Source organism: Caballeronia telluris (assembly GCF_001544495.1).
Taxonomy (GTDB): Bacteria; Pseudomonadota; Gammaproteobacteria; order Burkholderiales; family Burkholderiaceae; genus Caballeronia; species Caballeronia telluris.
The window spans coordinates 110,102-123,007 of the sequence record NZ_FCNZ02000001.1 but is presented as its reverse complement, the minus strand read 5'-3'; the positions used below and the strand labels follow the sequence as shown (position 1 = coordinate 123,007).

Here is a 12,906-nt window from a genome sequence, read left to right as displayed (position 1 = left end):
GGAACTCTCTGTCGTGAAAAGGGGATTCATCGCCGATCCGGAAGATCGGACGCGTCGCAGTCGGGACGCAGATGCGGCTCGCTCGCGGTTCGCGCGCTGTCGACACGCACGCGCGCACCGCGCCATGACACGCTGCTGCCGAACCCCGCCGCGAGCCATTCCAGCCCGAGCAGCGCGTCGCGCAACGGCAGGAGCGGCAGGTCGCGCCAGAAGCCGCGCCAGCTGCGCGCGCTGCGCCAGTGCAACAGCAGACGCGCGCTCAAGCCGAGCGACGTGCTCAGGTCGACGATGGTGTCGACATACGAATGCTCGATCGCGCCGCCGCTCGCATCCATGCCGACGCCAAGCAGGCCGCTCGCGACGAGCCACGGCGACGTGAAAGTGATGAACAGGAACGCGAAGCCGATCGGGTTGACGGACCGGATCGTGCGCAGCCAGCGCGTCTCGCGGCGCCAGAGCGAAGCGAAGTCGCGCTCGGTCACGTCGGTCGCGACCACCACGTCCGAGAGCACGACGGCGAGGCCCAGATCGCGGACGCGTTCGGCGAGGCGGTAGTCGTCGGCGAGACAGTCGCGCAGCGCACGAAAGCCGCCACTCGCGGCGAGCGTGTCACGCGTGAGCGCGAGCGTCGCGCCGAAACCGAAACTGCGCGAACCCGCCGCGTGCGCGAGGTGGACCGAGGGCACGAACCATTCGTCGATGAAGAGCGCGCCGATCCGCGCCCAGAAGCCACCGATGCGCCGCGCCCGATAAAGGCACGTGACGAGGCCGACATCAGGCTCGAAGAGCGGCGCGGTGACGCGCGCGAGATAGTCGGGCTCGACGGCGATGTCGCTGTCGGCGATGACGAGCAGGTTGTGCCGCGCGTGCGCCGCAAGATTGATGAGGTTGCCGACCTTGCGGTTGCTGCCGTGATGCGAGTCATCGACCACGAGCTGGATGTCGAGATGCGGATAGGCGCTTCGCAGACGCGCGACGACTACCGCGGCCGGATCGCTCGCCGACGCCACGCCGAACAGCAGTTGATACGACGGGTGGGTTTGCACGCAGAAGGTTTCGAGGTTCTGCATGAGGCGCGGTTCCGCGCCGCACAGCGGCTTGAGCACGCTGACCGCCGCGGTCCTCGACGGGCAACGCGCTTCACGCGTTCCGGCGGCCGTCTCGCGCACGGCAGGACGCAGAAGCGACGCCACGGCCACGTAGCAGCTCGCGATGCAGCACAGGACGATGATCACCCATTCCGCGAAGGGCAGCGACGGCGTCATCATGAAGCCTTCCGCCCGGCCGGGAAAGGATGATTCCGCTTACGGATGACTGCGAGCGTTGCTGTCGTCATGCTGTTGAACACGGCGGCTCCCTTTGCATTGCGGTTTGCCTGGACTGTCGCGGATTTCGCAAGGTCGAAAGGCTGCCTCGCCCATGCTTAAGAAACGCTTAAGCTCGCTAACGCACTCCGGAAAAGACACGCGCAAACAAAAAAAGCCCGGCTTTCGCCGGGCTGAAGAGGACGGTCACGATTCCGAGGCCGCGGCCGTCCGCGTGGGGGGTGTCGCTTCGAAGCGCGTCGCCGAAGATACATGGCGCCTCCGCAAAATCCACTCTGACCGGCCAGACTTAGATCAGACTTAGGCCGCACGCCGGTTGAACCGCCATGGCGGAAAGCCGCTATCCTTTGGCGGCCGCCTTCCCTTGCGCCGCACCCCGGTTCAGCTCGATGTGCAGTTGCACGAGCCAGTCCTCGCGGCATGTCGCGGCGATGCCGGGCTCGTCGCACCCGTTCGCGGACCATGCGAGTTGCCGCGACGATTCGGCGGCATCGAAGGCCCGGCGCGCCCGCCGCCTGACGAGCATCGCGAGCGCCGCCGCGCCGCCCAGCGCGGCAATGCGCGCGGCGGGCTGGCTCATCGTGTCCGGCCGGCCGAACAGCACGGTCACGAGTAGGCAAGCCGCATCGGACAGCGCCACCGCGAGCGCGAACAGCACCAGATTCGCGCGGATCGCAACGAAAGTGGGCACTTGCATGGTTGTCTCCCGAACGGCACGCATGAGGATCGCTTTGCGTCATGGTGCGGGCGCCTACCTTAGGAGACCCTTAAGCGGACGACGTGTTACTTATTGCGGTGCATCAGCAGCTTCAGGAGCACCGGCAGCACGAGCAGCACGAGCGGCAACTGAACGATCAGGCCCGAGATGATCGCGATGGCAAGCGGCTGCTGCATCGCCGAGCCCTGGCCGAGCGCGAACGCGAGCGGCAACAGCGCGAGAATCGCGGCGATGGTCGTCATGGCGATGGGGCGCAAGCGGTTGCGTCCGGCCTCGATCAGTGCGCGCTCGAACGGCACGCCTTCTTCCCGCGTCAGGCCATTCAGCTCCGACACATAGAAGATCGCGACTTCGGTCACGATGCCGATGATCATCGTCATGCCCATCATCGCGGAGATGTTCAGTTCGATGCCGGTCAGCCATAACCCGATGAACACCGCGCCGGTCGCAAAGAGCGGCATGGCGAGCACGGCGAGCGCGAAGCGAAAGCGTTCGTACAGGAAGAGCAGCAGGCCGAACACGAGCGCGACCGCCGCGCCGAACACGCTCATCAGCCCCTTGAAGGCGATCTGCTGCTGCTGATACAGACCGCCGAGTTCGTAGTACACGCCGTTCGGCAGGAGGCCCGCCGTGCCGAGCGCCTTCTGCACGTCGGCGATGGTCGAGCCGAGATCGCGTCCGTCGATGCGCGCCGTCACCGCCACCATGCGCTTGAGATTGTCGCGGCTGATCTCGGGCTGACCGCTCACCGCGACACGCTCCGCGACGCGCCTGAGCGCGAACAGGTGCCCGTCCGGCGCGCGGATCTGCAACTCGCCGAGTTGCGTGTCGGTCAGCTTCATGGCGCCCGCGACGCGCACCCGCACGCCGACCGTCTTCGGCCCGCTCTGAAACTGCGTCGCGACACTGCCTTCGATCATGTCCGACACCGCCTGCGCGATCGCCTGCGGGTCCATGCCTTCGGCGGCCGCGGCGTCCGGACGGATGTGCAGTTCGAGCGCGTCGCCGGCCGGATTGATGCCGTCGTTCACGTCGACCACGCCCTGAATCTTGCCGATGGCGGCGGCCACCTTGCGCGCGGTCGTGTCGAGCGTCGTCTGGTCGTCGGAATAGATCTTGATCTGCACGGGCTGCGGCACGGCGGTCAGGTCGCCGATCAGGTCTTCCATCAGTTGCGCGAGCTCTATGCTGACGCCGGGCACCTGCGTTTCGACCTTCGAGCGGATTTCCTCCATCACGGTTTCGATCCGCTCGCGACCGCCCGCTTTGAGCCGCACGAAGAAGTCGCCCTTGTTCGGCTCGTTGAGGTCGCCGCCGAGCCCCGCGCCCGTGCGGCGCGAATAGGTCGCGACGTTCGGGTTCGCGCTCACGATCGTCTCGATCTGCTTCATGAGCCGGTCCGTTTCGCTGACGGACGTGCCCGGCTTCGTGTGATAGTCGAGCACGAAGCCGCCTTCGTCCATCGTCGGCATGAAGCCGCTGCCCACGCGCATGAACGCGATCGCCGCGACCACCGCAAGCGGCACGAGCCCGACCAGCACGAGCCAGGGCCGCGCGCTCACGCGCTCGACGAGCGAGCCGTAACGCTGGTTCATCCATGCGGCGAGGCGCGTTTCGCGATGCTCCTCCGCGTCGCGCGGCTTGAGCCAGCGGTCGCACAGAATCGGCACCGCCAGCCAGGTCACGAGGAACGAGATGAAGAGCGCGCTTGCCATCGTCACGGAGAGCGCCTTGAAGAACGCGCCCGTCACACCCGACAGAAACGCGAGCGGCACGAAGATGATGAGCGTCGCCGCCGACGACCCCGCGAGCGGCCGCGTGAACTCCAGCGCCGCCGACATCACGCGTCCATGAAACGCTTTAGCGCCGCCTTCGCGCATGCGCCGCACGATATGCTCGATCATCACGATGGCATCGTCGATCACGAGGCCGACCGCCGCCGCCATGCCGCCGAGCGTCATGATGTTGAAGCCCATGCCGAAGACATCGAGCAGAAGAATGGTCGCGGCCATCACGACCGGCACGAGCGCGACCGCGATGGCCGTGATCTTCCAGTTGCGCAGGAACGCGAAGAGAGTGAAGGCCGCGAGCACGACGCCGATCATGATCGCGTCGCGCACGCTCGTGGCCGACGCGATCACGAGTTCGCTCTGGTCGTACCAATTGGACAGATGCACGCCCGCCGGCATCTGGTGCTGAAAGTCGGCGAGCTTCGCGCGGATCGCCTTCGCCATCGCGACGCTGTTCGCGCCTGGCTGCTGATAGATGTTCACGAGCACCGCGTCCTGGCCGTCGGCGGTCACGCGCATCCATTGCGGCACGACGCCTTTTTGCACCGTCGCGATGTCGCCGAGGCGGACCTGCGCCGTGCCGTTCGCCTGCACGACCACGTTCTTCAGTTCGTCGATGCGCGTGATGGTCGTGTTCGCGATCACCAGATAGAGCTTGTAGTGATCCTCGATGCGGCCCGTCGCCATCAGCACGTTGCTCGCGCCGATCGCCTTCGACACATCGGCGAGCGAGAGCTTGTAGGCCGCGAGCCGGGCGGGGTCGATGGCGACTTCGAATTCGTCCTCGGCGCCGCCCGTCACGTCGACGCGCGCGACGCCTTCCACCGACGACAAGAGCGGCCGCATCTGGAATTGCGCGAGGTCATGCAACGCGGAAAGCGTCTGCTGTTTCGACGTGAGGCTATAGGCGAGCACCGGGAACACGGTCGGGTCCATGCGCCGCACCTGCATCGACGTGCCTTGCGGCAGCGTGCCGAGTATCTCGCCGATGGCCGACTGCGCCTGCAGCGTGGCCTGCGCCATGTCGGTGCCCCAGTCGAAGTTGATCGAGATCTCGGCGGCGCCGCGGCTCGTCTTCGATTCGACATCGCGCACGTTGGGCACGCGCCGCAGCGCTTCCTCGACCGGCATCGTCACGAGCGTCGCCATCTGCTCGGCCGGCCGGTCGCCGGCGTCGAGCGAGACCACCGCGCGCGGAAACGCGACGTTCGGAAAGAGCGAGATCGGCAGGCGAAACGCGGTGAGCGCGCCCGCGATGGCCGACAACGCGATCACGAACAGCAGCGAGCGCCGGTGCGCCTGCATCCATTGACCGAAATTCATTTGACGGCGCCCCCTGCGGGCCGCACCGTCATGCCGTCCTTCAGTTCGTAGTTGCCGGTGACGACGAGCGGCTGCGATGCGTCGAGCGGGCCTTCCACGCCGTAGCGCGCGCCGTCCTCGGTCTTCATCGACACATTCACGCGGCGCGCCTTCTTCGCGGGCGTGACCTGGAACACGTAGGCGCTCTTGTCGTCCTTCAGGACGGCCGTGCGCGGCACGATCCAGTGCGTGCCATTCGACGTCGCGATATCGGCGGCGACCCGCGTGCCGGGAATGAACGCGGTCGAGCCGAGCGGCACGTTCGCACCGACGTTGACGAGTTGCGTTTGCGGGTCGATCGACGCGCCGACCAGCACGACGCGACCCTGCACCGCGTTGTTCGCGAGGGCCGTCGAGAGGCCGCGCAGCGTGACGTTGTCGCCGGGATGGATCGCGGCGGCGTCGGCGGGATCGACGCCGAGCGTGACGTTGCCGCGCTTGTCGTTGCCGGTGCCCGACGCGACGAGTTGCAGGATCGGCGCGCCCGCCTGCACCTGATCGCCGGTGTTCGCCTGCACCTGCAGCACGACGCCGTCGGCCGGTGCGGCGATCGGCTTGTTGCCGTTCGCTACGCCGGTTTTCTCCTGCGCCGCGAAGGCCTGATGCGCATCGAGCGCGGCCTTCTTCGCGGCCGCGAGTTGCGAGGCGGTCGCGAGGCTCTTGTCGTAGAGCGATTGCGTGCGGGCCAGTTCGCCGTCGGCGAGCGTGGCCGCGCTTTTTGCCTGCGTGGCGGCGAGCGCGGCGGCGGGATCGGCCTCGACCACGAAGAGCGGCGTCCCTCGCGAGACCGTCTGCCCGGGCTGCACGCGCATCTGCACGATGCGCGCGACGTAGGGCAGGTTGATCGTGGTGAGATTCGCCGCCGACGCCGCGACGACGCCATACGCGCGCACGGGCTGCGCAATGGCATCGCGATGGACGGCGGCGGTCGTCACGGCGACGGTCGCGTCGTCGGCCCATGCCGTCGGCATCGCAAGCGCCATGAGGGAGATGACGAGCGAGAGGCGGTTATTTCGCATGGGAATCGATGAAAGTCTGGTCGGAGAGAAAGGCATCGGGGATCGCGCTGCCGAGAATCGCCTGCAAGCCCACGCGCTGTTCCGCGAGTGACTCGGCGAGCGTCGCGATGTCGACGCGGCGCGTGAGTGCGGCCGCCTGCGCGTCGGTGTAGGCGCCGAGTGCGAGGTCGTGCTGGTCGTAGGCTTCGCGTGCGTGAAGCGCGGCCTGTTGCGCCCCGGGCAGCGCGGATTCGGCCTGCGCGAGCTGCCGCGCGAGGATCGCGGCGTCCGCGCGCAGGTGCGCGACGTCCGCGTGCGCCTGATTGAGGCGTATCTGGTATTCGTCGCGCATGCGCGCGCGCGTCGCCGATTCGATCGCGACGTTGCCGCGATTGCGGTTGAAGATCGGCAAGCTCAGGCTGATCTGGAAGCCCGTGGTGTAGATGTTCGACGTGTCGCGCGCGCGGTTGAAGCCGACCGTGAGGCTCGGGAACTGGCTCATGATCGCCGCGCGATACTTCTGCTCCTGCGCCTCGTAGCCGGCCTGCAGCGCAAGCAGATCGGGCCGCCGCTTCGGCAACGCGGCGAGCGCGGCGTCGATCTGCGCGTCGTCGGGCGCCGAAGCCGTGCCGTCGATGCCCGCCACGAGCTTCAGTGTCACTTCCGGCGCGATGCCGAGAAGCGCGTTGAGATCGTGGTGCGTCTGCTCGGCGGCGCGCTCGGCGTCGGTATATTGCTTGCGCGCGTCGCTGTAGGCGGTGAGTGCGGCGGTCAGCGAGTCTTCCGTCAGGTTGCCTTCGCGTTGCGCTTCGGCCATGCGCTCGTAGCGCGTGCGCGAAAGGTCGCGCTGTTGTTGCAGAAGCGGCAGCGTGGTCGCCTGCAACCTCGCTTTCAGGAAGAGCTGCTTCGCCTGCGCGATCACTTGCCACTCCTGCCAGAGCAGACCGAGGTCGGTCTTGACGACCGTCGCATCGGCGGACGCCTGGTTCGCGCCGCGCGTGACGATCGCCATCACGTCCATGCTCAAGCCATAATTGAACGCGCGGGTCGTGCCTTCGGCGCCGGGATAGTCGCTCGATATCGCCACTTGCGGATCGGGCAGGAGGCCCGCCGAGAACGCCTGCGCGCGGGCGATCCCGAGATCGGCGCGTGCGAGCGTGAGGTCCGGATCGTTGGCGACGGCGAGCATCGCGACTTCCTCGATGTCGAGTCCATCGGATGGATCGAAGCGATGCGCGGCAAGTTCGGGCAGCGGCATCGTCGCGGGATCGATGCGGATGCGTTCGAGCGATTCGAGCGTCGTCGACGTGTCGCGCGGCGAAAGCGGCTCGCGCCGGTACCATGTGCAACTCGCGAGCATCGACAGACACGCGGCCATGACCGCGACATAGCGCAGGCGCTCAAGCGTTGGGCGAGGGTGCAAGCGGGGCTCCGTGGAGATAATCGAATACATGCATGCGGCGAAGGCGTGCCGCGCACGTCGAGGAGCGACCGATTCTATGGAGCGCGAGCTTAAGGAACGCTTAAGGAACGCTTAAGTAAGGCTTAAGCTTGCGGGCGGGACAATCGGCGTTCCTACAGGGCCTCGGCGGCCAAAAAAGCGGAGAAAACCATGCGTCTTTTACTGGTGGAGGACGACGACATGATCGCGGAGACGGTGCTCGAATCGCTCAGGCGCACGGGCTATGCGGTCGACTGGGCGCAGGACGGCCGCGCGGCCGAGCTGTCGCTCAGCAACGGCGTCTACGATCTGGTATTGCTCGACCTCGGCTTGCCGAAGCGCGACGGCATCGACGTGCTGAACGCTTACCGGCGAACGGGCGGTGACGCGCCCGTGATGATCCTGACCGCGCGCGATGCGGTCGACGACCGCATCCGCGGCCTCGATGCCGGCGCCGATGACTACCTGATGAAGCCTTTCGACCTCGACGAGCTCGCGGCCCGCGTGCGCGCGCTGCTCAGGCGCCGCACGGGACAGAAGCACCCGGTCTACACGCACGGCGAGTTGACGCTCGATCCCGCCGCGCACGAGGCGAAGAAGAGCGGCGTCGCGCTCAATCTCGTGCCGCGCGAATTCGCGCTGCTGCAGGCGCTCATCGAAGAGCCGCGCCGCGTATTCCGGCGCGCGGAGCTGGAAGAGAAGCTGTATGGCTGGGGCGATGAGGTCGGCAGCAACACCATAGAAGTCCATGTGCACAGCCTGCGCCGCAAGATCGGCGCGGAGCAGGTGGTGACCGTGCGCGGCGTCGGCTACCGGCTGAAGAGGCCCGGATGACGTCGATCCGCCGCTGGCTGCTGGGCTGGCTCATCTTCGGTCTTGCGGCCGCGTGCCTCGTCGCGGGCTACGGGATCTTTCACACGGCGCGCGGGGAAGCGAGCGAACTCTTCGACTACGAACTGCGCACCGTCGCGATTTCGCTGCCGACCAACATCACGTCCGCCGACAGCAGCGATCACGCGAGCCACGACTTCAAGGGCATCGCCGACGATCGTCTCGTCATCGACATCTGGGACAAGACCGGCCGGCTCGTCTATCACCCGCTCAAGGAGCCGGCGCTGCCGCGCATCGGCGAGGGCTTTCGCTCGGTCGATCGCGAAGGTTATCGGTGGCGCGTGTTCGGCATCGAGCAGCGCGACCGCTTCGTGCAGGTCGCGCAGCCGTACTTCGTGCGCGACGAACTCGCGCTCAAGCTGGCATTGCGCACGCTCTGGCCGCTCGCCGTGCTGGTGCCGGTCACCATCGGGCTCGTGCTCTTCGTCGTTGCGCGCGGGCTTGCGCCGATCGGCTGGCTGTCGCGGGCGCTCGAAAGCCGCGCACTCGAATCGCTCGAACCGGTGCGGCTGGAACAGCCCGTGCCGACCGAAATCCGTCCGCTCGTCGATGCGCTCAACGAACTGTTGCTGCGTCTTGCGGGCGCTTCGCAGGCGCAGCGCACGTTCGTCGCCGATGCCGCGCACGAACTGCGCACGCCGCTCGCGGCGCTCAAGCTGCAGATGCAGGCCGCCGTGCGCGACGGCTCGCTCGCGGGCAGCGGCGACACGCTCGCGCGCATCGAAGGGCGCCTGAATCGCATCATCCATCTCGCGCAGCAGTTGCTGACGATGGCGCGCGAGGACGCCGAGCGCGAAACGTCGATGAAGCCCGTGAGCTTGCGGCGTCTGTGCGAACTCTGCGTCGGCGATTTCTCGATGCTGGCCGAAACGAAGGCGATCGATCTCGGCCTCGAACTGGAACAGGCGAGCGATCCCGCCGACGATTACAGGGTGATCGGCGACGCGCACGCGCTCGCGGTGCTGCTCAACAACTTGCTCGACAACGCGATCCGCCACACGCCGCGCGGCGGGCGCGTCGACGTGACGTTGCGGCGCGAGGAGAGCGGCATCGCGCTCGCGGTGCTCGACGACGGCCCCGGCATTCCCGCCGAGGAAATCGAGCGCGTCTGCGACCGCTTTTATCGCGGCGCGGGCGCGCAGGGACAGGGCAGCGGGCTGGGCCTCGCGATCGCGTCGCGGATCGCGCGGCGGCATCGCGCCGTGTTATCGGTGGGCAACCGCAGCGGCGCGCGCGGACTCGCGGTGTGGATGCACGGCTTGCGCAGCGCGCCGGCGGCCGGTTCATGAGGCTTCCTCGGATGGAAAGTCGTGCACCGATGGTCTAATGTCGATGCATGACCGCCCGCATCGCCATTCCTTTGACGATAAGCGCAGTCCCACGCGCGCGCGGGCCACGCGGGGCGTTTGCGCGCCCGGAGGACCCGGCATCATGAAGCAGACTGTTACGAGCCCCGAGCAATTGCTGCGCTACAAAACGCTTAGCGAACTGCTGGCGGGCAAGCCGCCCGGCGCCTACACGGTGGCACCGGACGCGTCCGTGCTGTCCGCCTTGCAGACGATGGCGGATAAGGATGTCGGCGCGCTCGTCGTGCTGGACCGGCGGCAGCTCGTCGGCGTGTTCTCCGAGCGCGACTATGCGCGCAAGATCGTGCTGACCGGCAAGACATCGAAAGAGACGCCGGTCGCCGACGTGATGTCCGCCGAGGTCCATTTCGTGAGCCCCGAGCACACGGTTCCGCAATGCATGGAACTGATGACCGGCAAGCGCATCCGGCATCTGCCGGTGGTGGCGGACGGCGAGGTGATCGGCATGCTTTCCATCGGCGACCTGCTGAAGGAAATGCTCGCGCATCACGAGCAATTGCTCAGGCGCATGGCGATCGAACAGACCATTCTGCTCACCGCCGACCCCAGCAGCTACTGAACAGCCGGCGCGCCATCATCGGCGCGGCTGCCGTGCAAGCGGAAAAAACGCCGCACCGCGCCGACCATGCTTCGCGCGGCCGGGGTAAAGTGTTGGCGCGGCACCGCGTTCGTGACGCGGCCCCGCGACGCCCGGCGAGCGGCATGAGTGTTGCTCGAATGCATCATCCCACGCGAATCGCTCGCGGCCCACGCGAGAACCCAGGAGACAGTCATGGCTGAGCAAACGAATCCCTTTGGCGATCTGACCAAGATGCTCGAACAGTTCAAGGTGCCCGGCGTCGACATGTCCGCGCTGATGGAGTCGCGCAAGAAAGACATCGAGGCGATCGTCGAGGCGAACAAGTCCGCTTATGACTCGATGCAGGCGGTGGCGCGCAAGCAGACCGAGATGCTGACCCGCGCGATGCAAGACATCCAGGCCGCCGCGACCGCCGGCGCCGATCCGACTAAACACACTGAAGTGGCGCGCAACGCGTGTGTCAAGGCGCTCGAAGATATCAAGGATCTGGCCGAGATCGCGCGCAAATCGCAGACCGATGCGATGACGAGCATCACGCAGCGCGCCAACGAGCACATGGAAGAGATCAAGAAGATGCTGCAGCGCAAATAGCGCGGGCCCACGCCGGCGTCGCGCTAAAGGCGAGCCGGCGCCGGTGGCGAAGCGCGTCGCGCGAGCGACGCGCCGGAGGCCTTTTGACTCTGCAATCCCAAGGAGAAAGCATGACCGCGCCGTTCAACATGCCGGACGAGTTCGTCCGGGGTTTCTTCAAATCGGGGCAGACGCTGTTGCAAGCCTATACGGGCGCAGCCGGAGAAACCGGCGTTCAGCCTGCGGCCGCCCCGAAGATGCCGGCGCTCGCGCTGGCCCAGGCGCAGGCGCATTACTGGCAGCAGCAGATGGCGCTTTATATGGGCATGATGGCGAGCGCCACCGGGCAGGCCGCCGAGCCCGCCGTGCAGCCCGAGCGCGGCGACCGCCGCTTTTCCGCCGACACATGGCGCGACAACCCGTGGTACAGCCTGCTCAAGCAGACCTATCTGCTCAATTCGAAGCTCATCAACGACATGGTCGAGGCAGCGGGCGTCGGCGCGAAGGAGAAGCACAAGCTGCGCTTCTACGCGCGTCAGTTCATCGATGCCATGAGCCCCGCCAACTTCGCCGCCACCAACCCCGAGGCGATGAAGACCGCCGTCGAAACGCATGGCGAAAGCATGCGCGCGGGCTTTGCGAACCTGCTGGAAGACCTGAAGCGCGGACGCATTTCCATCACCGACGAAAAGGCCTTCGAAGTGGGCCGCAACGTGGCGGTGTCCAAGGGCTCGGTCGTCTTCGAAAACGATCTGTTCCAGTTGATCCAGTACTCGCCGCTCACGGACAAGGTCGCCGAGCGGCCGCTCGTGATCGTGCCGCCGTGCATCAACAAGTTCTATATCCTCGACCTGCAGCCGGAGAACTCGTTCGTGCGCTTCGCGTGCGAACAGGGCAATACCGTGTTCCTCGTCTCGTGGCGCAATCCCGATGCGAGCCTCGGCCACATCACATGGGACGACTACGTCGAGCAGGGCGCGCTCAAGGCACTCGAAGTGGGCCGCGCGGTCAGCGGCGCCGACAAGGTGAACGCGGTGGGCTGGTGTGTCGGCGGGACGATTCTGTCGTCGGCGCTCGCGGTGCTGCGTGCGCGCGGCGACGACACCGTGGCGAGCCTCACGCTCCTCACGACGATGCTCGATTTCAGCGATCCTGGCGATCTCGGCGTGTTCATCGACGAGCAGGGCGTTTCGCAGCGCGAGCAGAGCATCGGAAAGGGCGGCATCTATGCCGGCAGCGAACTCGGCTTCGTGTTCCAGACGCTGCGCGCCAACGACCTGATCTGGCCGTATGTCGTGAACAATTATCTGAAGGGCGGCGCGCCGCAGGCGTTCGACCTGCTCTACTGGAACGCCGACGGCACCAATCTTCCTGGACCGATGTACGCCTGGTATCTGCGCAACATGTACCTCGAAAACAACTTGTGCAAGGCCGGACGACTCACGATGTGCGGCACGCCGGTGGATCTTTCGCGCATCGACATGCCGAGCTACATCTTCGGCACGCAGGAGGATCACATCGTGCCGTGGAAGGGCGCCTATCGTTCGACGCAACTCGTCGGCGGCGAGACGCAGTTCGTGCTCGGCGCAAGCGGGCATATCGCGGGCGTGATCAATCCGGCATCGAAGAACAAGCGCTCCTACTGGACCGACGGCAAGCTCGACGACGATGCCGAAGCGTGGCTCGCGTCGGCAACGTCGCAGCCGGGCAGTTGGTGGACGCACTGGAGCACCTGGTTGCAGTCGCATGCGGGCAAGCAGGTCGCCGCGCCGAAGAAGCTCGGCAACGCCAAGTTCAAGCCGATCGAGCCCGCGCCGGGGCGCTACGTGGCGAAGCATCCGCCGGAGGTGATGGGCGCGTGAGC

The 12,906-nt window shown here is 66.7% G+C and carries 10 protein-coding genes; 5 read left to right on the top strand and 5 right to left on the bottom strand.

All coding sequences use genetic code 11. From position 1 onward, the window contains the following. Positions 1–26: 26 nt before the first annotated feature. From hpnI to AWB66_RS00515, 5 genes are all read right to left on the bottom strand, one after another. The gene (hpnI, locus tag AWB66_RS00535; RefSeq protein ID WP_087628759.1) at positions 27–1,265 is read right to left on the bottom strand and encodes a bacteriohopanetetrol glucosamine biosynthesis glycosyltransferase HpnI; all 1,239 of its coding nucleotides are present in this window, start codon (positions 1,263–1,265) and stop codon (positions 27–29) included. 400 nt (positions 1,266–1,665) lie between these two features. Next, the gene (locus AWB66_RS00530; RefSeq protein ID WP_087628308.1) at positions 1,666–2,022 is read right to left on the bottom strand and encodes a hypothetical protein; all 357 of its coding nucleotides are present in this window, start codon (positions 2,020–2,022) and stop codon (positions 1,666–1,668) included. An 86-nt stretch (positions 2,023–2,108) separates the two neighbouring features. Further along, positions 2,109–5,156, bottom strand: a complete 3,048-nt coding sequence (locus AWB66_RS00525) for an efflux RND transporter permease subunit (protein ID WP_087628307.1) — start codon at positions 5,154–5,156, stop codon at positions 2,109–2,111. Further along, on the bottom strand, positions 5,153–6,214 hold the full coding sequence (locus AWB66_RS00520) for an efflux RND transporter periplasmic adaptor subunit (protein WP_235020935.1): 1,062 nt from the start codon (positions 6,212–6,214) through the stop codon (positions 5,153–5,155). The genes AWB66_RS00525 and AWB66_RS00520 overlap by 4 nt, the downstream gene beginning before the upstream one ends. Next, positions 6,204–7,616, bottom strand: coding sequence for a TolC family protein (locus tag AWB66_RS00515; RefSeq protein ID WP_327353258.1), 1,413 nt, complete (start codon positions 7,614–7,616; stop codon positions 6,204–6,206). The genes AWB66_RS00520 and AWB66_RS00515 overlap by 11 nt, the downstream gene beginning before the upstream one ends. Positions 7,617–7,805: 189 nt before the next feature. Here AWB66_RS00515 and AWB66_RS00510 point away from each other — a divergent pair, with 189 nt between their 5' ends. The 5 genes from AWB66_RS00510 to AWB66_RS00490 all read left to right on the top strand — a co-directional run bounded on the left by AWB66_RS00510 (position 7,806) and on the right by AWB66_RS00490 (position 12,904). Continuing rightward, the gene (locus tag AWB66_RS00510) at positions 7,806–8,468 is read left to right on the top strand and encodes a response regulator (protein ID WP_087628304.1); all 663 of its coding nucleotides are present in this window, start codon (positions 7,806–7,808) and stop codon (positions 8,466–8,468) included. Further along, the gene (locus AWB66_RS00505) at positions 8,465–9,814 is read left to right on the top strand and encodes an ATP-binding protein (RefSeq protein WP_087628303.1); all 1,350 of its coding nucleotides are present in this window, start codon (positions 8,465–8,467) and stop codon (positions 9,812–9,814) included. The genes AWB66_RS00510 and AWB66_RS00505 overlap by 4 nt, the downstream gene beginning before the upstream one ends. Positions 9,815–9,956: 142 nt before the next feature. Further along, a complete protein-coding gene (locus tag AWB66_RS00500; RefSeq protein WP_087628758.1) occupies positions 9,957–10,451 on the top strand; it encodes a CBS domain-containing protein in 495 nt (164 codons plus the stop codon). A gap of 213 nt (positions 10,452–10,664) precedes the next feature. Further along, positions 10,665–11,063, top strand: a complete 399-nt coding sequence (phaP, locus tag AWB66_RS00495; RefSeq protein ID WP_087628302.1) for a TIGR01841 family phasin — start codon at positions 10,665–10,667, stop codon at positions 11,061–11,063. Between the two features lie 110 nt (positions 11,064–11,173). Then, on the top strand, positions 11,174–12,904 hold the full coding sequence (locus AWB66_RS00490) for a PHA/PHB synthase family protein (protein WP_087628301.1): 1,731 nt from the start codon (positions 11,174–11,176) through the stop codon (positions 12,902–12,904). The last annotated feature ends 2 nt before the right edge of the window (positions 12,905–12,906 follow it).